We start from the raw sequence: 25,143 nt of genomic DNA, 5'->3' as shown, positions 1-25,143 counted from the left end.
CGATCGTCGGCGCCAGGAATTCATGCACAGGGCATTGACGGGAAAACGCTTCCATCCTACGGTCCCGTCCGAAGTTACGGTCGCCATTCGATGGATCGAACGGACAAGGCAGGGGAGGGGACGACCTGACCTGAATCGCAGGCAACTTCCGGCCACCGCTCCGCACACCCGCAGCCGCCACCGAACCCGAACCACCCACCCCGAAAGGCGACCATGGACACCGCCCGCTTCACCCTCGATCCCGCCTTCACCGTCGGCGAGGTCAACCCCCGTCTCTTCGGCAGCTTCGTGGAGCACCTCGGCCGCTGCGTCTACACCGGCGTCTTCGAACCCGACCACCCCACGGCCGACGACAAGGGCCTCCGTCAGGACGTCCTGGAGCTGGTCCGGCAGCTCGGCGTCACAGCGGTCCGCTACCCCGGCGGCAACTTCGTCTCGGGCTACAAGTGGGAGGACTCCGTCGGCCCCGCGGCCGAGCGGCCCCGCCGCCTCGACCTCGCCTGGCACTCCACGGAGACGAACCGTTTCGGCCTCTCGGAGTACATCGACTTCCTGCGCAAGATCGGCCCCCAGGCCGAGCCGATGATGGCCGTCAACCTCGGCACCCGCGGAGTGGCCGAGGCCCTCGAACTGCAGGAGTACGCCAACCACACCGAGGGCACCGCGCTGTCCGACCTCCGTGTCTCGCACGGCGACAAGGACCCGTTCGGCATCAGGCTCTGGTGCCTCGGCAACGAGATGGACGGCCCCTGGCAGACCGGCCACAAGACGGCCGAGGAGTACGGCCGGGTGGCCGCGGAGACCGCGCGGGCCATGCGCCAGATGGACCCCGGTGTCGAACTCGTCGCGTGCGGTTCCTCCAGCCAGTCCATGCCGACCTTCGCCGCGTGGGAGGCGACGGTCCTGGAGGAGACGTACGACCTCGTCGACCACATCTCGCTGCACGCCTACTACTGGCCCGAGAACGGCGACGTCGACTCCTTCCTCGCCTCCGCCGTGGACATGGAGTCCTTCATCGACAACGTCGTCGCGACCGCCGACCACGTGGGCGCCCGGCTGAAGTCGAAGAAGCGGATCAACCTCTCCTTCGACGAGTGGAACGTCTGGTACCTGCCGGAGTGGGAAGCGCGCGCCAAGACCTTCGAGCAGGACGACTGGCCCGAGGCCCCGCGCCTGCTGGAGGACAACTACAGCGTCCTGGACGCGGTCGTCTTCGGCTCGCTCCTCGTCGCACTGCTGCGGCACGCGGACCGCGTCACCGTCGCCTGCCTGGCCCAGCTGGTCAACGTCATCGCGCCGATCATGACCGAGCCGGGCGGACCGGCCTGGCGGCAGACGACGTTCTTCCCGTTCGCGCAGGCGAGCAGGTACGGCCGCGGCCAGGTCCTGGACGTCCGCGTCGACTCCCCGACGTACGAGACGAAGAAGTACGGCGAGACCGACCTGCTGCACGCCACCGCCGTGCACGCCGAGGACGGCACCGTCACCGTCTTCGCGGTCAACCGCAGCCGCACCGAAGGCCTTCCGCTCGACGTCACCCTGAACGGCCTCGACCTGACGCGGGTCGTCGAGCACAGCGCCCTCGCCGACGCCGACCCGGACGCCCGCAACACCCTCGACGACCCCGAGCGGGTCACGCCGCACCGGGTCGAGGGCACGGCGCTGACGGACGGCCGTCTCACCGCCGTACTGGAACCGCTGTCCTGGAACGTGATCCGGCTGGGCTGACGGACATGTGCGTACCGGGCCCCGAAGCAGCGCTCTGCTCGGGGCCCTGCTGTCGTTGCCCACTCAACTCGGCTGTAAATGGCCGGACTTCGCCCTGGCTGACCCCCACGCGGCTCCCTACGATGCGAACGCCTCCGGCCTTCACAGAAACCTCACCCTTTCTTCAAGGATTCAACAGGGTGGAAGGGGTCGGGGCACAGCCACCCCCCAACCCTAGGAGAGCTCCATGGCACGTGGACTCCTGCGCCTCCTGCTGAGCGGAGGCGCGCTGGCCGCCCTGCTCACCGGGGCCCTGCCCGCACAGGCGGCCCCCGCGTTCGACAACCCGCCGCCGGACAAGATCGTCATCAAGGTCGCCACGGTCAACGGCTCCGGCTGCCCGCAGGGCACCACGGCCGTCGCCGTGTCCGAGGACAACACCGCCTTCACCGTGACCTACAGCGACTACCTCGCCAAGGTCGGCGGCAACGCGGATCCCACGGACTTCCGTAAGAACTGCCAGCTGAATCTGGTCGTCCACGTCCCGCAGGGCTTCACGTACGCCATCGCCAGCGCCGACTACCGCGGCTTCGCCGCACTCCAGCCCGGCGCCAGCGCCATGCAGAGAGCCTCGTACTACTTCCAGGGCTCCCCGAACACGCAGTTCCGCAGCCACCCCTTCAGCGGCCCCCTCAACGACAACTGGCAGGCCACCGACAGCACCGACTGGGCCCAACTGGTCTGGGCGCCCTGCGGAGTCCAGCGCAACTTCAACATCAACACCGAACTGCGGGTGAACCTCGGCTCGTCCTCGCCGAGCAAGGTCAGCTTCATGACCATGGACTCGACCGACGGTGACATCAGCACGGTGTACCACCTGGCGTGGAAGGAGTGCCCGGGCAAGTAGGTGCACCGGCACGCGGCTCCGCCGGCGCCCCGGGCCCACGGTCACCTGCCGTGATCGGGGCCTGGATCCAAACCTCCGGCAAATGTCCACACCGCGGCACCGGGAGGCCGTGCCGGGGCCCGGTCGTCCGTCCGGAACCGGGGCCGCAAGAGCCGGGCTCGCGACAGGGCGACAGGTCCTGTGAAGAAGTTGGCGTATTCGGTGACCCGGTGGTCATAGGGGTGAAGCCGGTCTCCCGAATTCGCCGTACCACGAGGCGGATTGATTGGCCGTCTTCTTCTGGGCGTGCTTTGATCCTGCGCAACGGCAGGGGTCCGGAACCCGTCCCGGCAGGGAAATTCGGGCACCCGCGGCCGTGAAGAATGTTCACTCGAAGGGAACCGCAGGTTATGAACTTCACCCCGCAGGTCGAAACGGCTGAGCTGACCGACGCCGCCCTGGACCAGGTCTCCGGCGGTCAGGCGGGCGGTGCCTCCGCCGGCCTGGCGGGCAACCTGACCAGCGGTCTCTCCGACTCCCTGAACGCGGTGGCCTGCGCCGACGTGTTCGCCGCGGTCTCGCCCGAGGGCGTCGCGCTCGGCCTGCACGCGCACGCCGCCGCCAGCCACTGACGCATACCGCGCAACGGGCCCCGGAATTCGATTCCGGGGCCCGCTCGCTTTCTGCGCGGCGCTATACCGACGCCGCGTTCCGTATGGTCGTGCAGTGAGAGACGAACGCATGCCAGGCGTCGGGGGAGAGTGCCATTTGGCGTGCCTGCGGGGCCTTGGAGTCGCGTACGTGGATGGCGGCGGGGGTGAGGGCCACCTCGACGCAGTCGCCGTCGCCGCCGCTGCTGTAGCTGCTCTTGAACCAGACCAGTTCGCTGGTGCTCATAGCTCTCCTCGCATCCGCTGCAACAGGCTCACGGAATCGTCAAGGGTGAGAGCCTGCGCACGCATCCTGGCATACCGCCTTTGGAGAACGCTGACCTCTTTTGCGTCGGAGATGAGCAGGCCGCCTCGCTGCCCTTCGCAGTAGGCGAACCAATTGTTCTCCGGGGTCTCCAGCAGTTGCATCGGGCCGTCCAGGCCCGCATGCGTCTCCCGCACCGTAGGCATGATCTGGATCTCCACGTTCCGTAGTTCGGCGATCTCCGATACGTGGTCGATGAGCTCACGCGTGGCTTCGACACCACCCATCTGTCGCTGGAACAGGTGCTGCTCCAGGACGAAGGCGAAGGCCGTGTTCGGCCGCTCCCGCAGCAGCCGTTGCCGTTCCGCCCGCGCGATCCACTGCGCCTCGACCTGCTCGTCGCTCAATGGCGGCAGCTGGTTCGTGAAGAGCGTCCGCGCGTACGCCTCCGTCTGTAACAGCCCTGGAATCAGGCGGCATTCGTACGTGTACAGCGTGATCGCCGTAGCCTCCAACCGCGCCCACCGCCGAAACCAGGCCGCCAACCCCGGCTGCCGAGCCAGATGCTGAGCCGCCTTCTGCAGCGCCCCCGTGTTCCCGAGAACCCTCTCCGCCCGCTCGGCGAACCTCGGATCAGGCATCCGCCGCCCCAACTCCACGGAAGCCACGGTGTGCTTGGACAGCCCGACCCGGTCCCCGAACTCCTCCCGGCTCAGCCCCGCATGCTCCCGCAGCGCCTGCACGACCGCCCCGAACGTCCGCAGGCTGTCCGACGACTCCGGCTCGCCACCCGTACCCGCGCCCGCGCCCACCGCACCATCGACCACAGTCGGTCACCTCCCGCGGCCATGGTCACGGTTGGTCACGAGTACTGTCCACCCCGTCACCGCGTACGCTGCCGCAGCGTACGCGGCGCTCACCTGGTGAAGTGCCCCGAAAGCCCGCCAGATTGGGCCCATGCCCGCACCCCTCACCCCCCAACCGCCGGTCACCGTACGTATGTTCTGCCAACGCTTCAGTGCCACCCCTCGCGGCGCCCGTCTCGCCCGGCACCTCGCCCTGAACCAACTCGACGCCTGGGGCGTCCCGCACGGCAGCGACGCCTCCGAGGCCGTCGCCGTGATCGTCGCCGAGCTGGCGGCCAACGCCGTGACCCACGGCCGGGTCCCCGGCCGGGACTTCGAGCTGCGGCTCTCGCTTCCCACGGGCGGCATCCGCGTCGAGGTCAGCGACACCCGTACCGATGAACGCCCCCCGAAGCCCGGCGACGTACGGCCCCCGCACCCCCTCGACGAACACGGCCGGGGTCTGCTCCTCGTCGAGGCGATGGCCGACCGGTGGGAGGTGGTGGACCGGAACGCGCCGCCCGGCAAGACGGTACGGGCGGAGGTCGACCTGCCCGGATGGCTGTCCCTGGGCAAGCGCCGCCCCTGACGGGTGAGGCCCGTCCGCCTGGCCTCCGGCACCGACGCGACGGCCCCGGGCGCCTGTCAGAAGATGAGCTTCTCGATCTCGGTCAGGCGCCCCAGCAGCTGGTCGCGGATGTGCGCGCGGATCTTCTCCACCAACTCGTCGACCTTGCCCTCGTCGAGGGAGAGCGCCTCGATCTCCTTGACCATCTTGCGTACGGACATCTGGTTCGCTGCCTCCAGGATCACCGGACCGCCCCACTCCCATGTGAGCCGCGCGATCTCCAGATAGGGGTTGCCGGATCGGGCCGGCTGAAGGGCGTTGCCGCGTTGTCGCTCGATCAGGCGCCGCTTGGTTTCGAGTGCCCAGTGGATCCGGCTGGTCTTGAGGCTCCGCTGACGGTTCACGTAACTCAGCAGGCGGTCGGTGAGGGTTTCGGCGACGCTGAGCGGAAGCTCGAACTTCAGGTCCAGGGCGTCGTGGGGCACCCCGTGGTCACGGCACAGGGAGCTGACGCGCTCGCCCAGGCGCTGGTTCAGGGCCGCGCGCAGGTCCATGACGGCCGGGGGTTCGTCCCCGTCGTCGACCAGCCCCTCCACACTCGTCCCGCTGTGGACCGTCGTGTCGCGTACTCGCCGGGCCAGCCGCCGCTTGAGCTCGGTGAACCCCTCCGAGATGTGCTCTTCGCACATCTCTCCCAGCTCCGGCTCGTCCAGCAGCGCGTCCAGGGCCGTCCGGAACCGCTCCAGACGCAGTTCCGTGTAGCCGGCCAGGGCCAGCCCCCGGGCCACCGAGAAGGCGGGCTCGGGGTCGTTGTGCACGACCGCGTCGGGGAAGATCTCGCCGCAGATCCGCCGGGTGAACGGCATGCGGGAGCCGCCCCCGGTGAGTACCACCTGGTCGGGGTCCTGGTCCTCCATCAGCCGGCGTGCCCGTGCCAGCAGCGCGCGGAACTCGTCGGCCCAGCCGCCCGGGGCGGCCACCAGCGCCGGGATCTCCAAGGAGCGCAGCCATCCCCAGGCCAGTTCCACGATGGGCAGGAAGCGCGGGTTGAAGGGCTGGTTCAGGATCTCCGCCTGCGTCCCGGTGAACTGCGCCTCCTTGGCCCGGCGGCAGGCCAGCAGGAGGAACTCCCGGCCGCCGTCCGCCGAGAGCGCTGCCCTGAGGATCTCGTTGTCGTGGAGGCGCTCGGTGACCAGGTCGGCCACCTGGAAGTCGATCCGACGGCAGCCGAAGTCCGACCCCAGGGGGAGGCTGCGGGGCTCCATGTCCGTGATGAGGGTGAGGTCGGTGGTGGAGGAGCCGATGTCGACGACCAGGACCCGGCTGTCGCGGGGCTGTTCGGTGATGCTGCGGTCCGGGTCCGGACGGCGGACATGGACGAGTGCCGCCTGCGACTCCGGCAGCAGCCGGATGCCGATCCCGCGGATCTTCAGGAACTCCGCGTAGGTGTCGACCACTTGGGGGTCCCAGCCGGCCGGATGACCGACGACCATGAGGGGCCGGGCGGCTTCCTCGCCCGGCTCGGACTGCTCGGACGGCTCCGACTGCTCGGTGCGCTCGGCCTGAGCGGCGAGGAACTCCGCGAGCAGCGCCTGGACGAACAGCACCGCCTCCGGTGTCTCGAAGCCCGCGGGGTCCGGACCCTGCTTGAAGTTCAGGCTGAACTCGGCGGCCCCCGCCGCGTAGACGGCCTCCTCGCCGAGCAGCCGGCGCCGGTCGGTGGCCGCGCGGGCCATGGCGGTGAGCACGCTGCGTTCCCCGGTGGTCCGGCGCTGAAAGATCCGGATGCCGCCGTCGCCGTTCCGTGTCGTCCAGGCGAGGGTGGTCTCGCCGTCGCCGAGGTCGAGCCCGATCACCAGGCCGTCGGGGGCGGTGTTCACCACGGGTTCGTCCCGCGCACCGGGGCGTCGTCGGGACCGGGATCCGTCGCCCCGCCGCTGGTCACGCTCAGCACCTCGGTCAGGGTGTCGATCTCGCTCTTTCCCGGCGGTGGCGGGAAGTCCAGCTCCACACGGCTGCTGGAGGTGGCGTGAAGCAGATCCACGAGGTCCTGCTCCCGCTGGAAGAGGTACAGCTCTTCCTGACGCAGTGTGCTGCTGTTGCCGTTGGCGGCCTCGTCCATGCGCTGCCATGACTCGGGGGTGCGGTTGACCATGGCGTAGAACGCGGGGTGCTGCAGCCGGATGGTGAGCAGGATCGCCGCGTGCAGCATGCGCGCGCGACTGGGCGCGGAGTGCAGCCGCAGTGAGATGACGGTGAGGTTGAGCGCGTTGATGAAGCGGCGTACCCGGCGGGGGTTCTGGCCGTAGGCGACGCGGATCAGTTGCCACAGCGCCGGGTCGTCGCCGAGGCCGACGACCTCCTCACGCAGGTGGCTGAACATGGACTCGAAGGTCACATGGGGCAGGTGGTACGGGAACTGGATCAGCTTCTCCAGGTACCGCCGGCCCATCTCCTCGTCGTTGTCGAACCGCTGGGCCATGGCCTTGGCGATCACCTGCTGGTCCATGGCCAGGACGAACACGCACGAGGCCTCACCGAGGAAGAGTTTCAGCGAGTCGAGGACGGTGGTCGCGGCCTCGGGGGTGCAGCGGTCCAGGTCGTCGATGAGAATCACCAGGCGCCCGCCGCCGGTGAACTCTTCGACGACCTCCGCGAAGTCGTGCTCGAACTGGTTGACGTGCCGGTACTCCAGGGGATTGCCCTCGTCCCAGGCCTCCTTGAGCGCATCGGCGTCACTGGTCGAGACGAGCCCGCCGCTGAGCGGCACCACCGCCTTGCGGGTCATCAGCCAGGCGGCGGTACGGCTCAGGGTGGCGGCCTTCTGCAGGGCATGCTGGAGCCGTGTGCTCCGGTCGGCCTCCGGGTTTTCGGTGATCTTGGACGCGATCTCGTCCAGGATGGTCTGGATCAGCGCGTGCCAGATCTCCTCCCGCTGGTCGTACTTCCAGGGGTTGAACGACACCACCGGTATGTCCTGCTCTTCGAACAGGGAGCGGCAGATGTTCATGAAACTGGACTTGCCGGTCCCCCAGGCGCCGTAGAGCGCCACGCTGAGGGGGAGGTCGCGGGTTGCCTTGATCGCGTCGCACAGGACCCGGGCGTGCGGGAGGAAACCGAAGCGGTCGCCCTCCGAGCCGTTCACCGGGTTGTCGGTCAGCAGCATTCACACATGGTGACAGTCTGCTTCCCCTGTGTCAGGAGATCGTCGGGAAATCAGACCGCCCGGCTCCGGGCGCGGGCACGCCGAGTCAGGCTCCCGCCGCGCTGGGCCAGCTCTGGCTGTTCGGCCACCCGGTCGCCGGGGCCGGTGCCAGGCCGGGTCCTGTCGTCCCCCGCACCTGCGCGGCCGTCAGCCCGCCGCGTGCCGGGACCCCCGGAGGCGTGGGGCCGGGCGGCACCACCGTCGCGGCCGGCGCCACGGGCGAGGGGAAGGGCATCGGCGCGGGGGTGGGGACGGCCGGAATCGGTGCGGCCGGAATCGGTGCCGGGGCAGGAGCCGGAGCAGGCGCCGGGGCGGCTGGGGCCGGAGCGGCCGGGACGGGGGCGGGGGTGGCGGCAGCGGCCGGTGCCACCGGGACCGGCGCCGGCATGGGCATGCCGGTGCTCTGCGGGGCGGCCTGCGGCTGGGGTGCCGCGGGCATCCCGCCCCCCAGGGCCTGAGCGGCAAGGCCCTGCGTACCCGCGCCGTTGGTGGAGCTGACCAACCGGTCCACGGCCGCCGTACCCGAGCTGTAGTTGATTGCTGCACCCAGCTCGGGTACGGCGGCTCCCCTCCTGGACGTCCCGTAGAGCACCTGCTCCAGGCCGGACACCAGGCGACGCACGTCCACCTGGGGGCGCACCACGAGACGCAGGAAGCGGCTGGACGAACCGATCTTGTTTCCGCACTCGCGGACCAGGATCCGGTGCTCGGTGAGCAGCCGGTCCCGGACCACCGTGCCCTCGGCGCCGACGGGGAGGCGCACGAAGAGGAAGTTGCCCTGGGACGGGTAGACCGTCAGACCGGGCAGCGCGGAGAGCTGACTCGCCATGTCGAGGCGGTCCTTGCGTACCTGATGGAGGCTCTGCGCGTACTCGGCGCCGTGGTTCTTCAGCATGAACACCACGTGCTCGGCGAAGGCGTTGAGGTTCCACTTCGGCAGCATCGAGCGGACCATCCCGGCCAGGGCCGGGTTGGCGACCAGGTAGCCGAAGCGGATGCCGTGCAGACCGAAGTTCTTGCCGAGGCTGCGCAGCACGATGACGTTCGGCCGCAGCATCGCCTCCTGGACGACCGACGGCTCCTGCTCGGCGTCGGCGAACTCCAGGAAGGACTCGTCGATGACGACCAGGTCCAGGTCGGCCATCGCGTCCATGAACTGCACGAGCGCGTGCTTGTGGAGGTAACCCCCGTCGGGGTTGTTGGGGTTGCAGATCACCGCCACGCGGGTGCCCCTGGCCCGGATGAACTCGGCGTACTGCGCGAGGTCCAGGGCGAAACCGCTGGACTCCTGGAGCGGGAACATGTCGACCCGCTTGCCGGTCTCCATCGGCTGGTCGGTCCAGCGGCCGAAGGTGGGGACGGGAACGGCGAGCGACTCACGGACCATCAGGTGGTCGATCCAGGTGATCAGTTCCGTGGAGCCGTTGCCCATCGCGACGCACTGCGGGGGGAGCTGGAGCAGGCTGCACAGCTCGGCCGTGATCGTGTCGGCACTGCTCGGGTAGTACGTGATGATGTCCCGCAACCGCGCCGCCATGTCCTGGAACATCTCCGGCGTCGGGAAGTACGGATTGCACGGAATGCAGAAGTCCACCGGCCCGGCCCCGTCGCCGCCCTCCCGCGTCAGCGCCGCCATCGACGGGCTGTGCGCCGCGGTGCTGCGGAACAGCGAGGTGACGTTGTCGGCCATGGAACCTCCGTATGGGGCGAACCCGGTGGGGGCGAGGACCGGGCCCGTCGTCTTTGGGTGGCCCGCGCGGGGGAGCACGGGCCACCCGTACATACGGAGGCTGGGGGGACACTGTTCAACCACCGGGAAATCGCACAGGACTTGTGTGCCGTCTGTGAAGATCCGTCGGTGGGGCGGCCGCCGGGCCTCAGCAGCTGAACGAGTGGACGGTCGTCGACCGGTACGTCCGCCCCGGTCGCAGCAGGGTCGACGGGAACTTCGGCTGGTTGGGCGAGTCCGGGAAGTGCTGCGTCTCCAGACACAGCGCGTCGCCCTGCCGGTAGGCACGTCCGCTCGGGCCGACGAGGGTGCCGTCGAGGAAGTTGCCTGAGTAGAACTGCAGACCCGGCTCGGTCGTCGCCAGCCGCAGGGTCCGGCCGGAGGACGGGTCCTTCAGCGTGGCGACCCACTCGGGGCGCGGCGAGATGCCCTTGTCCAGCACCCAGTTGTGGTCGATGCCCTTGGCGTACAGAAGCTGCTCGTGTGCCTCGCGGAGGTTCTCGCCGATGCGCCTGGTACGGCGGAAGTCGAAGGGGGTGTCCGCGACGGGGGCCGGCTCACCGGTGGGGACGAGGCCCGCGTCGACGGGGGTGTAGCGGGACCCGGCGATCTTCAGCTCGTGGTTCTCGATCGTGCCGCTGCCCTCGCCGGCGAGGTTCCAGTACACGTGGCTGGTGAGGTTGACGACCGTGGTCCTGTCGGTGGTGGCCTCGTAGTCGATGCGCCAGTCGCCGTGCTCGGTGAGGGTGTATGTCACCTTCGTCCTCAGCGTGCCCGGGTAGCCCATCTCGCCGTCGACGGAGGTGTAGTACAGGTGCAGGCCGACGTCGGAGCCCTCGGTGAACGGCTCGATGTCCCACACGCGCCTGTCGAAGCCCTCGGCGCCGCCGTGCAGGCTGTTCACGCCGTCGTTGACGTCGACCTGGTGGGCGTGGCCGTCGAGCGTGAACCGCCCCTTGCCGATGCGGTTGCCGAACCGGCCGATCAGGGCGCCGAAGTACGGGCTCCCGGCGACGTAGTCCTCGATGCTGTCGAAGCCCAGGCAGACGTTGGCGAGCCGGCCGTGGCGGTCCGGGACCTCCAGGGACTGCACGATGCCGCCGTAGGAGAGGACCTTCAAACGGGTGCCGCCGTTGGCCAGCGACCAGCTGTGGATCTCCGTGCCGTCGGCGAGGGTGCCGAAGAGGGACTTCACCGGCGTGTTGCCTCCGTCGCTGAAAGGGACAGGGCCCCGCCTTCCGACGGGGCCCCGCGGTACTTACGAACCGACCTTGCGCTTGTTCCATACGTCGAACCCGACCGCCGCCAGCAGCACCAGGCCCTTGATGACCTGCTGCCAGTCGGTGCCGATGCCGACGAGGTTCATGCCGTTGTTCAGCACGCCCAGGACCAGGCCACCGATGATCGCGCCGAGGACGGTTCCGACGCCGCCGCTCATCGACGCGCCGCCGATGAACGAGGCCGCGATCGCCTCCAGTTCGAAGTTGAGGCCGGCCTTGGGAGAGGCCGCGTTGAAGCGGGCGGCGAAGACCAGACCCGCCAGGGCCGCGAGCATGCCCATGTTCACGAAGATCAGGAAGGTGACCTTCTTGTCCTTCACACCCGACAGCTTGGCCGCGGGCAGGTTGCCGCCGATGGCGTAGATGTGGCGGCCGATGATCGCGTTGCGCATCACGTAGCCGAAGCCGACGAGGAGCACGCCCAGGACGAGCAGCACGATCGGGGCACCCTTGTAGCTGGCGAGCAGCATCGTCAGCGTGAGGATGGCGGCGGCGAGCGCGACCAGCTTCAGCAGGAACAGGTTGAAGGGCGGGACTTCGAGGTTGAACTCCTGCTGGCGGCGGCGGTCACGGAACTCCTGGAAGACCACGAACGCGATCATCGCGAAGCCCAGCAGCAATGTGAGGTTGTGGTAGTTCGTGTTCGGGCCGACCTCCGGCAGGAAGCCGTTGGAGACCTTCTGCAGCCCCTCCGGGAACGGACCGAGGGTCTGGCCCTCCAGGAAGATCTCGGTCAGACCGCGGAAGATCAGCATGCCCGCCAGGGTCACGATGAACGACGGTATGCCGCCGTACGCGATGAAGAACCCTTGTACGGCACCCGCGAGGGCGCCCACGGCCAGGCACAGCAGCACGGCGACCGGCCACGGCATGTCGTTCTTCACCATGAACACGGCGGCCATGGCGCCGACGAACGCCGTCAGTGATCCCACCGACAGATCGATGTGGCCCGCGATGATGACCAGCATCATGCCGATCGCGAGGATCAGGATGTAGCTGTTCTGCAGCACCAGGTTGGAGACGTTGCGCGGCAGCAGCAGGTCGCCGTCGGTCCACACGGCGAACAGCGCCACGATCAGGCCGAGGGCGATCAGCATGCCGTACTGCCGCATGTTGCGGCGCATGCCGTCCAGGACCAGCTGGAGCAGGCCGTCGCCCGCGGCTCCTCCGCTCTTGCCCGGCGGCGCGGGGGCCGGGCTCTTGGCGGTCACATCCGTGCTCATCGGGTTACCTCTTTGTCCTTAGTCATCTGACGCATCAGCGATTCCTGCGAGGCCTCGGCCCGCGAGAACTCGCCGGTCAGCCGCCCCGCGGCCATCGTGTAGATGCGGTCGCACATGCCGAGCAGCTCCGGCAGCTCGGAGGAGATGAAGACGACCGCCTTGCCCTGGGCGGCCAGCTGGTCGATGACCGTGTAGATCTCGTACTTGGCGCCGACGTCGATGCCGCGCGTCGGCTCGTCCAGGATCAACACGTCCGGACCCGCGAAGATCCACTTGCTGAGGACGACCTTCTGCTGGTTGCCGCCGGACAGCTTGCCCACCGGCTCGAAGACGGTCGGCGCCTTGATGTTCATGGACTTGCGGAAGCCCTCGGCGACCTGCCGCTCCTCGTGCTCGTCGACCACGCCCCGCTTGGCGACCTTGCCCAGCGCGCTGAGCGAGATGTTGCGGTTGATGGTGTCGATGAGGTTGAGGCCGTAGTGCTTGCGGTCCTCGGTGACGTACGCGATGCCGTGCTTGACCGCCTCGGGGACGGTCTTCGTACGGATCTCCTTGCCGTCCTTGAGGACCGTGCCGCCGTGGTACCGGCCGTAGGTGCGCCCGAAGACGCTCATCGCCAGTTCGGTGCGGCCGGCGCCCATGAGGCCCGCGATGCCGACGATCTCGCCGCGCCGGACCTGGATCGAGACGTCGTCGACGACCTTGCGCTGCTGGTCGATCGGGTGGTGCACGGTCCAGTTGCGGATCTCCAGCGCGGGGGCCGCGCCCTCCTCCGGCTCGTGCGGGGTGCGCTCCGGGAACCGGTGCTCCAGGTCCCGGCCGACCATGCCGCTGATGATCCGGTCCTCGGTGGTCTCCGGGGCCTTCACATCGAGCGTCTCTATGGTCTGGCCGTCCCGGATGATCGTCACCGAGTCGGCGACCTTGCGGATCTCGTTGAGCTTGTGGGAGATGATGATCGAAGTGATGCCCTGCTTCTTCAACTCCAGGATGAGATCCAGGAGTTTGCCGCTGTCCTCGTCGTTCAGGGCCGCGGTCGGCTCATCCAGGATGAGCAGCTTGACCTTCTTCGACAGCGCCTTGGCGATCTCCACCAGCTGCTGCTTGCCCACGCCGATGTCGGCGACGCGGGTGTCAGGATGGTCGCTGAGCCCGACCCGCCGCAGCAGCTCGGTGGCGTGCCGCAGGGTCTCCCTCCAGTCGATGAACCCGCTCTTGGCGTGCTCGTTGCCGAGGAAGATGTTCTCCGCGAGGGAGAGGTACGGCGACAGCGCCAGCTCCTGGTGGATGATGACGATGCCGCGCTGCTCGCTCGCCCGGATGTCCTTGAACTCGCAGACCTGGCCCTCGAAGAGGATCTCCCCTTCGTAGGTGCCGTGCGGGTGGACGCCGGAGAGGACCTTCATCAGGGTCGACTTACCGGCGCCGTTCTCCCCGCAGATGGCGTGGACCTCGCCCTGCTGGACGGTCAGTGTGACGTCCGACAGCGCTTTGACGCCGGGAAAGGTCTTGACGATCGAGCGCATTTCCAGGACGGGTCCCGCCATGGTCGTGCCTTCCAATCAGAGTGTGCCGGCGGTTACTTGAGGTCGCTCGCCTTGATGTAGCCGGAGTCCACGACTTCCTTCTGGTAGTTGGTCTTGTCGACCGCGACCGGCTCCAGCAGGTAGGCCGGGACGACCTTCGAGCCGTTGTCGTAGGTCTTGGTGTCGTTGACCTCGGGCTTGTTCTTGTTGAGCAGGGCGTCGACCATGTTCGAGGCCACCTTGGCGAGTTCGCGGGTGTCCTTGTAGACGGTCATCGCCTGCTCGTCGGCGATGATCGACTTCACCGAGGCGACCTCGGCGTCCTGGCCGGTGACGACCGGCAGCGGCTTGTTCTTGGAGCCGTAGTCGTCCGACTTCAGGGCCGACAGGATGCCGATGGAGATGCCGTCGTACGGCGAGAGGACCGCGTCGACGCGCTCGCTCTTGTACGACGAGGTCAGGATGTCGTCCATGCGCTTCTGGGCGGTGCCGCCGTCCCAGCGCAGGGTGGTGACCTGGGTCAGCTTGGTCTGGCCGGAGCGGACGACGAGCTGCTTCTTGTCGATGTAGGGCTGCAGCACCTTCATCGCGCCGCCGAAGAAGTACCGGGTGTTGTTGTCGTCGTTGGAGCCGGCGAACAGCTCGATGTTGAAGGGACCCTTCTTGGAGCCGTCCTTCAGGCCGAGCTTCTCGACGATGTAGTTGGCCTGGAGCTCGCCGACCTTCTCGTTGTCGAAGGAGGCGTAGTAGTCGACGTTCGGCGTGCCCAGGATCAGGCGGTCGTAGGAGATGACCGGGATGTTCGCGTCCTTGGCCTGCTGGAGCACGTTGTTCATCGACTTGTTGTCGATGGCCGCGACGATCAGCGCCTTCACGCCCTGGGTGATGAGGTTCTCGATCTGCGAGACCTGCTGGTCCGGGTCGTCCTCGCCGTAGACCAGGGTGGTCTTGTAGCCCTTGGACTCCAGGTCCTTCTTGACGTTGTTGCCGTCGGCGATCCAGCGCTCGGAGGACTTGGTCGGCATCGCGATGCCGATGGTGCCGCCCTTGGCGTCGCCCGCCTCCTCCTTGCTGCCGCCCTCACCGCTCTGGCCGCAGGCGGACAGGGTCAGGGCGAGGGAGGCGGCGGAGGCTATGGCGGCGATTGCGGCTCGGCGAGTGCGCATGGTCATACATCCTTGATGTGGTGGGGCGTGGGCTCGGTCCGGCCGTGCGGGGCGTCCCTGCGGGGGTGGGTGGGACCGAGGAGAAGGGGTGTGTCGGATTGTGTGCGACTACGTCTTGTTCTGTGAAGGGGACTTGTCCGGAACGTTATGCGGGAATTTCGAACCGCTTCAGCGTCCCGGGCAGCCGTGAGCCGAGAGGCGCCATGTCGCCGTCGGCTCCGTGCCGTGCGAGGAGGTCCAGCGCCAGGCGTCCGCGCCGGACGCGCTCCTTGGCGGTGGCCAGTGTCAGGTCTCGCATGTGGTGCCCGTAGGGGTAGATCCCCGGGGCCTTGGAGAGCCCGAACTTCAGGTAGAGCGGTGCGCCGCGCCGGATCAGCTCGGCGACCTCGTACATCCGGATGTAACCGCCCAGATCGTCGGGGGCCTCGATGTACATGTCCATCGGGGCGCCGGAGACGCGGCGGATCTCGGTGAGGTGATCCAGCGTCAGGTCGCTCGGCACGTTGATCGAGTCGCCGCCGAGGTTCTCGTACACGGCGTACGCCGTCGGGTTGACCGGACCGATCAGCGCCGACACCTTGAACGTCGTGTCGGCCGGCAGGATCCCCGCGACCCGCGCCCGGTGCAGCGTCCACAGCACGCCCTCGTCGGCGACGAGGAGGCACTTGACGCCCAGCTCGGTGGCGCGCACGGCGTCCTCCACGCACCCGGCGACCGCGTCGTGGCCCCGGGCGCGCAGCCCGCCGCCCTTGGAATCGGTACGGGTGGAGCCGCCGATGTCCCAGGTGCCGCGCGGGCCGGTGAACAGGCACAGCTCGATGTCGCGTTCGGCGGTCGCCTCCACCATCTCGGTGATCTCGGCGTCGCTGAGCATCCAGATACCGCTGCCCTGGCTGATCCGGTGGATCGGCACATCGAGCCGCGAGGACTCCTTGAGGACCACGGCGAGCGCCTCGGGGCCCTCCACGGAAGGAACCTCGGTGCGCCAGCGGCCACCGCCGGGGAAGGTGTGCGCAGAGGCGTCGGACGGGTCCAGGGCGGGTGCCGCCAGGCCGAGTGCGGCGAGCGCCTGCTCGCCGGGTCGGCGCGGCGTCGGAGGAGTGGTGTCGGTCACAAGCTGTCCTTCATGTTCGATATTTCGGACGACGGTCGCGGCTCTGGGCGTGCGGGGCTGTGGATGTACGCCGGTACGAAGTCGTCAGGTGTACCCCGTACCGGCGTACGACTCAGGGGTGTGTCATGGCCGCAGGAGCACCTTTCCGACCTTCGGGTCGCCGGACCCCACCAGCTCGATGGCCTGCGCGAACTCCTCCAACGGCAGCTCGTGCGTGACAAGCGGCAGCGGGTCGAGGAGTCCCGCCCCGAAGACCCGCACGGTGTGTGCCCAGGCCTCCGGCGCCGCGCCGAACACGGTCTGCACCTCCAGCTGCCGCACGACGAGATCGGTCGGGTCGAGCCCGTCCGCGCCCGGCGCGGGGATGCCCGTCAGGACCAGCCGTCCACCGCGGCGCAGCAGGGCGGCGGCGGTGCGCGCCGCGTCCGCGGACCCGGCGGTCTCGATCACGACGTCGAAGTCGCCGGGAAGTTCCTCGTCCTTGGTGCGGAAGTCCGTGGCGCCGAACCGCTTCGACAGCTCGGCCCGGTCCGGACGCGTTCCCACGACCAGCAGTTCGGCCGGCGAGCCCGCCTTCAGGAACTGGACGGCGAACATCCCGAGCGTCCCCGTGCCGACCACGGCCACCCGCTCGCCCGGCACCGCGTTCGCCTTGAGCGCGGCGGCCGCGATGCACGCGGCCGGCTCCAGCAGCGCCGCCGCCGTCAGGTCCGCGTCGTCCGGCAGCACGTGCAGCAGCCGGGCGGGAAGCGTGAGTGTGGTGGCCATGGCGCCCGGCTGGGTGAAGCCGGTCTCCTCGTAGCCCGCCGTGCACAGGGTGGTCTCGCCCGCGTGGCAGCGGTCGCAGACCTGGCAGTTGCGGAAGCCCTCGCCCACGACCTTGCGGCCCACCAGGCTCGAAGGGACGCCGTCGCCGACCGCCGCCACCGTTGCGGACCACTCGTGGCCCGGCGTGAGCGGGTAGCGGACGTACCCCTGCGGGCGGGTGCCCTGGAAGACCTCGCGGTCACTGCCGCAGATCCCCGAGGCGTGCACCCGGACCAGGGCCTCGCCCGCTTCCGGCTGCCGGGGCTCGTGCGGGACGAGCCGGTGCTCACCCGGAGCCTCGATCACGACGGCAGTGCTCACTGGGTCCTCCCGGGGCCTGGGTCGCAAGTGGCGTCGTCCGCCCGGCGGGCGGGCCGTGCGGCGGCGGTGGGGGTCCTCCCGAGCGTGCCACTTGCGACCCGTGCCCCGATGCCGGGCCGACGGGTGTGGGCGCTCACACGGTGCCCTTGGGCTTGCGCTGCTCCCAGCCCTCGGCCCACAGGTCGAACCGGGCCTGCTGCTGCGGGAACTCCGCGGCGGCGTCGACGTCCAGCTCCACGCCGAGACCGGGCTCGTGGGAGAGGTGGAAGCAGCCGTCCTCGGGGTTCACCTGGGGGGCGCCCTTGACGACCTTCTTGATCTCGGCGTCCGCGAAGTCGTTGAAGTGTTCCAGGATCTTGAAGTTGGGGGCGGTGAAGCCGACCTGGAGGGAGGCGGCGGTCAGCACCGGCCCGCCCACGTTGTGGGGCGCGACCAGCATGTAGTGCGTCTCTGCGGTGGCGGCCAGCTTGCGGGTCTCCCAGATGCCGCCGATGTGGCCGACATCCGGCTGGATGATGTCCACGGCCTGGCTCTCGAAGAGCTCCCGGAACTCGATGCGGTCGTGGATGCGCTCACCGGTGGCGACCGGCATGTCGACCTTGGCGGCGACCTTCTCCAGCGCCTTCAGGTTCTCCGGCGGCACCGGCTCCTCCAGCCACGCCGGCTTGAAGGGCGCCAGCTCCTTGGCCAGGCGGACGGCGGTGGCGGGGGAGAACCGGCCGTGCATCTCCAGCATCAGCTCGGCGTCCGGGCCGATGGCGTCGCGCACGGCTTCGATCAGGGAGACCGCGTACAGGCTCTGCTCGTGGTCGAGCTCGAAGTGGCCGGTCCCGAAGGGGTCGATCTTGAGCGCCCGGTAGCCGCGCTCCATGACCCCCTGGGCCGCCTTGTGGTAGGCCTCGGGCGTCCGCTCGGTGGTGTACCAGCCGTTGGCGTACGCCTTGACCTTGTCGGTGACCCTGCCGCCGAGCAGCTGCCAGACCGGCACGCCGAGCGCCTTGCCCTTGATGTCCCAGCAGGCCATCTCGATCACGGCGATGCCGGACATCACGATCTCGCCGGCCCGGCCGTAGTCGCCGTACTTCATGCGCTTGACGAGATCCTCGACAGCGAACGGGTCGGAGCCGAGAATGTGATTGGTCTTGGCCTCGTGCAGATAGCCCAGCAGTGCGTCGGTGTGGCCCAGCATGCGGGTCTCGCCGACGCCGGTGAGTCCCTCGTCGGTGTGCACCTGGACGTAGGTCAGGTTTCGCCACGGCGTTCCGACCACGTGTGTGCTGATTCCCGTGATGCGCACGGTACTCCCTGTCCTCTTCGGTCTGTTCGAAATTTCGACACTCGTTCGAAATGCTGGTCGCGACAGTAGGGACGACCACATGCGAGTGTCAATGGGTCTACAAACAACGGTTCTGATGCGGCGGCGGAAGCGGCCGGTGATGCGGATGCGGCGGGGTTCGCCAGGGCGTCGCGGGGCTCTTCGAAGGCATCCGTACGCCTCCCTCGGTGGGCGCTCAGAGCACTCCTGACCAGGTAGGACGCCCGTGTCACCGCAACCTCGGCCGCCCGTTGCGTTATTCAACCGTGACGACTTCCCTGACGCAGCCCTCTTGACCGGCATGAATTGTTAGCGCTCACAATACGTCCGCATTCACCAGTCGGCCCCGACGGCATGCAAGGAGGTATGAGCGTCGTGTCAGCAGTGCATCAACTCGCCTTCCCGCCCCGTGCCGTTGGCTCCTCCGGAACACCCGCATGACGCGGCCGGCGCCGAACCGTCGGCCCCCGGCACAGGTCTTATCGGCAGACGACCGTCAAGGAGGTGTGGCCGTGCCCCACTCGCGGCTCCGGCCGCCCACCATGGCCGACGTCGCACGCCAGGCCGGTGTGTCCCACCAGACCGTGTCCCGCGTGCTGGGGGACCACCCCAACGTGCGGGACGAGACACGGGCCAAGGTGCTGCGCGCGATCGAGGAGATGGGCTACCGCCGCAACTTCTCCGCACGGGCCCTGGCGACCCGGCGCACCCGGACCCTGGGAGTGGTCGCCTCCAACACCACGCTCTACGGTCCGGCCAGTACGTTGTTCGCGCTGGAGGAGGCGGCGCGCGCCGAGGGCTATCTGGTCTCGACGGTCAGTCTGCGAAGGCTGACGGTGGAGACGCTGTCCGAGGCCCTGGACCGCCTCAGCGAGGGCGGGGTGGAGGGGGTCGTCGCCATCGCCCCGCAGCGGTCGGCGGTCGAGGCCCTCGCCGAGCTGCGCCATCCGTTCCCGGTGGTGGCCGTGGGCACCGGCTCGGGCGCCGGAGTCCCCAGCGTCAACGTGGATCAGCATCTGGGCGCACGGCTGGCCACCGGCCATCTGCTCGCCGCGGGCCACCGCAGGGTCTGGCATCTCGCCGGGCCCGAGTACTGGCAGGAGGCGGTGGACCGGGTCGACGGCTGGCGGGCGGCCCTCGAAGAGGCGGACGTGGAACCGCCGATGCTGCTGCGGGGGGACTGGAGCCCGCTGTCGGGCTACCGGGCCGGCCAGGAACTGGCGGGCTGGGTCGGTCGCGGCCTGACCGCCGTCTTCGTGGCCAACGACCAGATGGCCCTGGGGGTGTTGCGGGCACTGCGTGAGGCGGGCGTGCGGACGCCCCAGGACGTCGCGGTGGTCGGCTTCGACGACATTCCGGAGTCGGAGTTCTTCGCCCCACCGCTCACCACCGTCCGGCAGGACTTCGCGACGGTGGGCAAGCGGAGCATCGCCCTGCTGCTGGACCTGATCGAGGGCCGTACCCCCGCCGGGACGTCCCAGATCTCCATCGAACCCCAACTCGTCGTCCGCGCAAGCACGTTCCCGTCGCAATCGGGAGCCGCTCCCGGCTGACGCCGCACCACCACACGGTCGCCTTTCCGTCCTCCGGGCCGTGTGGCCGAAATTTCGAACAATGATCGACAGGCTGGACGCAGTGCAGCCGGTCCCTACGAGTACCCCCCGAGTACCAGCGGTCCATCCCCGGGCCGGCTCTTCAAAGGAGAAGAACATGCTCAACAGACGGAACTTCCTCACTGCGGCTGTCGGCGTGGCGGCCACGGCCGGTCTGGCGGCCTGCGCCAAGGAGGACGGCTCCCCCTCCGACTCCTCCGGCGGCAGCAAGGCGATCACCCTCGGCTTCGCCCAGGTCGGTTCCGAGAGCGGCTGGCGCACCGCCAACACCGACTCGGTGAAGGCGGCCGCCAAGGAGGCGGGCATCAAGCTGCAGTTCTCCGACGCGCAGCAGAAGCCGGAGAACCAGATCTCCGCGATCCGCAGCTTCATCGCGCAGAAGGTGGACGTCATCGCCTTCTCGCCGGTGGTCGTCAAGGGCTGGGACGCCGTGCTCAAGGAGGCCCAGGCGGCGAAGATCCCGGTCATCCTGACCGACCGGTCCGTCGAGAGCGACGACTCCCTGTTCGTCACCCTGGTCGGCTCCGACTTCACCGACGAGGGCCGCCGCGCCGCCAAGATCCTGGAGAAGGTCCTGGAGAAGGCCGGCCACAAGGGCAAGGTGAAGATCGCCCAGTTGGAGGGCACCACCGGTGCCGCACCCGCGATCGAGCGCGCCAAGGGCTTCAAGGAGGTCATGGACGCCGAGCACAAGGACGACTGGGAGATCGTCGCCAGCCAGACCGGTGACTTCACCCGGGCCGGCGGCAAGCAGGTCATGGCGGCCTTCCTGCAGTCCAACCCGGACATCGACGTGCTGTTCGCGCACAACGACGACATGGGCCTCGGCGCCATCCAGGCCATCGAGGCGGCCGGCAAGAAGCCCGGCAAGGACATCCTCATCGTCACGGTCGACGGTGTGAAGGACGGCTTCATCGCCATGTCCGAAGGCAAGATCAACGCGATCGTCGAGTGCAACCCGCTGCTCGGCCCCCAGCTGATGGAGGTCGTGAAGAAGGTCCATGCCGGCGAGAAGGTCGAGCGCTGGATCAAGACCGAGGAGAGCGACTTCATGCAGGACCAGGCCAAGGACGCGCTCCCCAGCCGTAAGTACTGACCGACCGCACCCACCGGCAGGGAGCCTCCGGCCGACCGGCGACCATCCGGCCCGGAAGGCTCCCTGCGGGCCTGAACCATTTCAAGAGGAGCGCTGCCATGGCAGAGCCGCGGCCCGTCCTGGAGATGACGGGCATAGTCAAGGAGTTTCCGGGGGTACGGGCTCTGTCGGGCGTCGACTTCCGGCTCTTCCCCGGCGAGATCCACGCCCTCATGGGCGAGAACGGAGCCGGGAAGTCCACCCTCATCAAGGTGCTGACCGGGGTCTACGCCCTGGACGGCGGCACCATCACCCTCGACGGCAAGGCCGTGCGCATCGGCAGTCCGCTGGAGGCCCAGCACGCCGGCATCAGCACGGTCTACCAGGAGGTCAACCTCTGCCCCAACCTCTCGGTGGCGGAGAACATCTTCATCGGCCGTGAACCCACCCGCGCGGGCCGCATCCAGTGGAAGCAGATACGCAAGCAGGCCGCGGAGATGGTCGACCGGCTCGGCCTCGACATCGACGTGACGGCGCCGCTGTCCTCGTACCCGCTGGCCGTGCAGCAACTGGTCGCGATCGTACGGTCGGTGGGCCACGGCGACAGCGACGGCGAGGGCTCCGGCACCAAGGTGCTCGTCCTGGACGAGCCCACCTCCAGCCTCGACCGCGACGAGGTCCTCGAACTGTTCCGCCTGATGCGGCGGCTGCGGGACGAGGGCGTCGCCATCCTCTTCGTCTCGCACTTCCTCGACCAGATCTACGAGATCTGCGACCGCATGACCGTGCTGCGCAACGGCACCCTGGTCGGCGAGCACATGGTGGCCGACCTCGACCAGGTCCAGCTGATCGAGCTGATGATCGGCAAGGCCCTGGACCAGCTGGAGGAGCTGCACGAGCACCAGCTGCGCTCCGACGTCGGCGAGACGCTCGTCAAGGCCGAGGGCCTCGGCCGCACCGGCGGTATCGCCCCCTTCGACCTGGAGATCAAGAAGGGCGAGGTGCTCGGCCTCGCCGGACTGCTCGGCTCGGGCCGCACCGAACTGGCCCGGCTGCTGTTCGGCGCCGACCAGCCCGACAGCGGCAAGGTGAGCGTCGCAGGCAAGCAGGTCTCGATGAGCGCCCCCAACGACGCCATCGGCGCCGGCGTCGCGTTCTGCTCGGAGAACCGCAAGACCGAGGGCCTGGTCCCCGATCTCACGGTGCGCGAGAACATCATCCTCGCCCTCCAGGCGTCCCGCGGCTGGACCCGGCCCATCCCGGCCTCCCAGCGCGACGAACTCGTCGACAGGTACATCAAGGCCCTGGACATCCGCCCCGCCAACCCCGAGGCCCGCGTCGGCCAGTTGAGCGGCGGCAATCAGCAGAAGGTGCTGCTCGCCCGCTGGCTGATCACCCAGCCGAAGCTGCTGATCCTCGACGAGCCCACGCGCGGCATCGACGTGGGCGCCAAGGCCGAGATCCAGAAGCTCGTGGTCTCCCTCTCCGAGGACGGCATGTCCGTGCTGTACATCGCGGCCGAACTGGAGGAGGTGCTCCGGCTCAGCCACACCATCGGAGTGCTGCGCGACCGCAAGCTCGTGGCCCGGCTCGCCAACGGGCCGGAGATCACCACCAGCAGGATCCTGGAGACCATCGCGAGCGGAGAGCACCAGTGAGTACCCCGGCAGTGACCACCCCCTCCCGCTGGCGAGCACTGACGCACCACCACCTGTTCTGGCCGGTCGCGGTCCTGATCACCCTGCTGCTCGTCAACGTCCCCTTCACACCCGACTTCTTCGCGATCAGGATGACCGACGGCCACCTCTACGGCAGCCTCGTCTCGATCGTGCTGTACGCCTCGCCGCTGATCCTGGTGGCGGTCGGCATGACCCTGGTCATCGCCACCGGCGGCATCGACCTCTCCGTCGGCGCCGTGGTCGCCATCACCGGCGCCCTGACCTGCTCGTACATCAGCGACCAGGCCGACCAGAACGCGGTTGCGGGGGTCTTCCTCGCCATGGGCCTCGGCCTGGTGGCGGCCGTGGTCTGCGGCCTGTGGAACGGCTTCCTGGTCGCCCGGATGGGCATCCAGCCCATCATCGCGACCCTCATCATCATGGTCGCCGGACGCGGTGTCGCCCAGCTGATCACCGACGGCCAGATCATCACCATCAACAGCGAGCCGTACAAGCTGATCGGCGGCGGCTACTGGCTGACCCTGCCCTTCTCCATCTTCGTGGTGGCCGCCGTCGTGGCCGTCACCGTGGCCCTGACCCGCCGTACGGCGCTCGGCCTGCTCGTCGAGTCGGTCGGCGGCAACGCCGAGGCCAGCCGTCTGGTCGGCATCCGCTCCCGGCGCATCAAGATCATGGTGTACATGTTCTGCGCCCTGTGCGCGGGCATCGCCGGCCTGATGATCAGCTCCAACACCTCGGCCGCGGACGGCAACAACGCCGGCCTGTGGATCGAGCTGGACGCGATCCTCGCCGTCGTCATCGGCGGCACCTCGCTGCTCGGCGGCCGGTTCTCCATCGGCGGCACCGTGATCGGCGCCCTCGTCATCCAGACCCTGACCACCACGATCTACACCATCGGCGTGCCCACCCAGACCAACCTGGTCTTCAAGGCCGCCGTCGTCATCGTCGTCTGCCTGCTGCAGTCCCCGAAGTTCCGGGCCAAGGTCCTCGGCGCGAAGGGCGCCCGGACCACCGCCCCGGCAGTGCCCGCCACCCCGGCCGACGCCGCCCCGAAGATGGAGGTGTCGCGATGAGCGCGACCACCAAGACCCGTACGGCAGCGGAAGGCCGTACGGCGTCCAAGCCGGCACAGGCGTCCGCGACCGCGCGTCTGCTGGGCGACCGGCGGCTGCCCGTCCTGGTCACGGCCGGACTGTTCCTCGCGATGTACATCGGCGGTCTCAGCCGCTACCAGAACTACGGTTTCGGCGAACCGCAGGTCTTCCTCAACCTGTTCATCGACAACGGCTATCTGCTGGTCGCCGCCGTCGGCGCCACCTTCGTCATCATGTCCGGCGGCATCGACCTGTCCGTCGGTTCGCTGATCGGCTTCACCACCATGTTCACGGCGTGGCTGGTGGAGCGGCAGGGCCTGCCGCTGCTGCTGGTCATCCCGCTCGCCCTGGGGGTGGGCGCGTTCGGCGGCTTCCTCATGGGCTATGTGATCCACAACTTCGAGATCCAGCCGTTCATCGTGACCCTCGCCGGCCTCTTCCTCTTCCGGGGCCTGTGCCTGGTCATCAACAAGGAGTCCATCTCCATCAGCGACTCCACGGTGAGCACCATGGCCCAGACCCGGGTGCCGATCGGACTGGGGGAGCTGTCGATCGGCGCCCTCGTCGCCCTGGCCGTCGTCGCCGCCGCCTTCTACGTCCTGCACTACACGCGCTTCGGCCGCCGGGTGTACGCCATCGGCGGCAACGAGCAGTCGTCCCTGCTCATGGGTCTCCCGCTGGGCGGCACGAAGATCGCCGTGTACACGGTGAGCGGCTTCTGCTCGGCGCTGGCCGGCCTGCTGTTCATGCTGTACATCCAGTCCGGTGACCCGCTGCACGCCGTCGGCATGGAACTCGACGCGATCGCCGCGGTCGTCATCGGCGGCACGCTGCTGACGGGCGGGTCCGGTTACGTCCTGGGCACCCTGTTCGGTGTCCTCGTGCTGGGCCTGATCAAGAGCATCATCCAGTTCGAGGGCACGCTCAGCTCCTGGTGGACGAAGATCGCCACAGGTGTGCTGCTGTGCGCGTTCATCCTGATCCAGCGGGCGATGACGACGCGCAAGCAAACGTAGCCCGGACCTGGGCACTTGGGCTGACGCGGCCCGTCGCACGGCGCACGTGCGACGGGCCG

Annotated in this window: 20 protein-coding genes and 1 pseudogene; 9 read left to right on the top strand and 12 right to left on the bottom strand. The window is 68.8% G+C overall.

Going from position 1 to position 25,143, the window contains the following annotated elements; translation table 11 throughout:
• Positions 1–213: 213 nt before the first annotated feature.
• The 3 genes from arfA (at position 214) to ACWCPI_RS27580 (ending at position 3,225) form a co-directional block, all read left to right on the top strand.
• Positions 214–1,728, top strand: a complete 1,515-nt coding sequence (arfA, locus tag ACWCPI_RS27590; RefSeq protein WP_451040672.1) for an arabinosylfuranosidase ArfA — start codon at positions 214–216, stop codon at positions 1,726–1,728.
• A gap of 226 nt (positions 1,729–1,954) precedes the next feature.
• Complete coding sequence (locus ACWCPI_RS27585) at positions 1,955–2,614, top strand: DUF4360 domain-containing protein (protein ID WP_388798722.1); 660 nt, start codon at positions 1,955–1,957, stop codon at positions 2,612–2,614.
• A 389-nt stretch (positions 2,615–3,003) separates the two neighbouring features.
• Entirely contained in the window at positions 3,004–3,225 is a 222-nt protein-coding gene (locus tag ACWCPI_RS27580) for a hypothetical protein (protein WP_451040671.1), read from the top strand.
• A 61-nt stretch (positions 3,226–3,286) separates the two neighbouring features.
• Here ACWCPI_RS27580 and ACWCPI_RS27575 read toward each other — a convergent pair whose 3' ends face one another.
• Together ACWCPI_RS27575 and ACWCPI_RS27570 are read right to left on the bottom strand one after the other, a co-directional pair.
• The gene (locus ACWCPI_RS27575) at positions 3,287–3,490 is read right to left on the bottom strand and encodes a DUF397 domain-containing protein (RefSeq protein ID WP_451040670.1); all 204 of its coding nucleotides are present in this window, start codon (positions 3,488–3,490) and stop codon (positions 3,287–3,289) included.
• Positions 3,487–4,335 (bottom strand): helix-turn-helix domain-containing protein, encoded by an 849-nt coding sequence (locus tag ACWCPI_RS27570; RefSeq protein ID WP_451040669.1) that lies wholly within the window; start codon positions 4,333–4,335, stop codon positions 3,487–3,489. Before ACWCPI_RS27570 ends, ACWCPI_RS27575 begins: the two co-directional genes overlap by 4 nt.
• Positions 4,336–4,465: 130 nt before the next feature.
• Between ACWCPI_RS27570 and ACWCPI_RS27565 the strand changes: the two genes are divergently transcribed.
• On the top strand, positions 4,466–4,942 hold the full coding sequence (locus tag ACWCPI_RS27565) for an ATP-binding protein (protein WP_451040668.1): 477 nt from the start codon (positions 4,466–4,468) through the stop codon (positions 4,940–4,942).
• Between the two features lie 56 nt (positions 4,943–4,998).
• Here the strand turns inward: ACWCPI_RS27565 and ACWCPI_RS27560 are convergent, their stop codons facing one another.
• From ACWCPI_RS27560 to ACWCPI_RS27515, 10 genes and pseudogenes are all read right to left on the bottom strand, one after another.
• Positions 4,999–6,804, bottom strand: a complete 1,806-nt coding sequence (locus ACWCPI_RS27560; protein WP_451040667.1) for an Hsp70 family protein — start codon at positions 6,802–6,804, stop codon at positions 4,999–5,001.
• Positions 6,798–8,087 (bottom strand): KAP family P-loop NTPase fold protein, encoded by a 1,290-nt coding sequence (locus tag ACWCPI_RS27555; RefSeq protein WP_451040666.1) that lies wholly within the window; start codon positions 8,085–8,087, stop codon positions 6,798–6,800. The genes ACWCPI_RS27560 and ACWCPI_RS27555 overlap by 7 nt, the downstream gene beginning before the upstream one ends.
• 85 nt (positions 8,088–8,172) lie before the next feature.
• On the bottom strand, positions 8,173–9,816 hold the full coding sequence (locus tag ACWCPI_RS27550) for a pyridoxal phosphate-dependent aminotransferase (protein ID WP_451040665.1): 1,644 nt from the start codon (positions 9,814–9,816) through the stop codon (positions 8,173–8,175).
• A 187-nt stretch (positions 9,817–10,003) separates the two neighbouring features.
• Positions 10,004–11,065 (bottom strand): annotated as a pseudogene (locus ACWCPI_RS27545) (aldose epimerase family protein); the annotation flags it as partial.
• 48 nt (positions 11,066–11,113) lie between these two features.
• Complete coding sequence (gene mmsB / locus ACWCPI_RS27540) at positions 11,114–12,358, bottom strand: multiple monosaccharide ABC transporter permease (RefSeq protein ID WP_451040664.1); 1,245 nt, start codon at positions 12,356–12,358, stop codon at positions 11,114–11,116.
• Complete coding sequence (gene mmsA / locus ACWCPI_RS27535; RefSeq protein ID WP_451040663.1) at positions 12,355–13,905, bottom strand: multiple monosaccharide ABC transporter ATP-binding protein; 1,551 nt, start codon at positions 13,903–13,905, stop codon at positions 12,355–12,357. The genes mmsB and mmsA overlap by 4 nt, the downstream gene beginning before the upstream one ends.
• 32 nt (positions 13,906–13,937) lie before the next feature.
• Positions 13,938–15,050, bottom strand: a complete 1,113-nt coding sequence (chvE, locus tag ACWCPI_RS27530) for a multiple monosaccharide ABC transporter substrate-binding protein (protein ID WP_451040662.1) — start codon at positions 15,048–15,050, stop codon at positions 13,938–13,940.
• 145 nt (positions 15,051–15,195) lie between these two features.
• On the bottom strand, positions 15,196–16,164 hold the full coding sequence (locus ACWCPI_RS27525) for a hypothetical protein (protein WP_451040661.1): 969 nt from the start codon (positions 16,162–16,164) through the stop codon (positions 15,196–15,198).
• Between the two features lie 123 nt (positions 16,165–16,287).
• Entirely contained in the window at positions 16,288–17,292 is a 1,005-nt protein-coding gene (locus ACWCPI_RS27520; protein ID WP_451040660.1) for a zinc-dependent alcohol dehydrogenase, read from the bottom strand.
• A 133-nt stretch (positions 17,293–17,425) separates the two neighbouring features.
• A complete protein-coding gene (locus tag ACWCPI_RS27515) occupies positions 17,426–18,589 on the bottom strand; it encodes a mandelate racemase/muconate lactonizing enzyme family protein (protein ID WP_451040659.1) in 1,164 nt (387 codons plus the stop codon).
• Between the two features lie 530 nt (positions 18,590–19,119).
• Here ACWCPI_RS27515 and ACWCPI_RS27510 point away from each other — a divergent pair.
• The 5 genes from ACWCPI_RS27510 (at position 19,120) to yjfF (ending at position 25,084) form a co-directional block, all read left to right on the top strand.
• Entirely contained in the window at positions 19,120–20,160 is a 1,041-nt protein-coding gene (locus ACWCPI_RS27510) for a LacI family DNA-binding transcriptional regulator (RefSeq protein ID WP_451040658.1), read from the top strand.
• A gap of 157 nt (positions 20,161–20,317) precedes the next feature.
• Positions 20,318–21,316: an ABC transporter substrate-binding protein gene (locus ACWCPI_RS27505; RefSeq protein ID WP_451040657.1), complete on the top strand. Its 999-nt coding sequence runs from the start codon at positions 20,318–20,320 to the stop codon at positions 21,314–21,316.
• 98 nt (positions 21,317–21,414) lie between these two features.
• Entirely contained in the window at positions 21,415–22,953 is a 1,539-nt protein-coding gene (locus ACWCPI_RS27500; RefSeq protein WP_451040656.1) for a sugar ABC transporter ATP-binding protein, read from the top strand.
• Positions 22,950–24,047 carry an ABC transporter permease gene (locus tag ACWCPI_RS27495; protein ID WP_451040655.1) on the top strand — a complete coding sequence of 366 codons (1,098 nt, stop codon included), beginning with the start codon at positions 22,950–22,952 and terminating at the stop codon, positions 24,045–24,047. Before ACWCPI_RS27500 ends, ACWCPI_RS27495 begins: the two co-directional genes overlap by 4 nt.
• Positions 24,044–25,084 (top strand): galactofuranose ABC transporter, permease protein YjfF, encoded by a 1,041-nt coding sequence (gene yjfF / locus ACWCPI_RS27490; protein WP_451040654.1) that lies wholly within the window; start codon positions 24,044–24,046, stop codon positions 25,082–25,084. The genes ACWCPI_RS27495 and yjfF overlap by 4 nt, the downstream gene beginning before the upstream one ends.
• Positions 25,085–25,143 lie beyond the last annotated feature (59 nt).

This window comes from Streptomyces sp. NPDC001920 (assembly GCF_053594495.1).
This window is presented reverse-complemented; position numbering and strand designations above follow the sequence as displayed.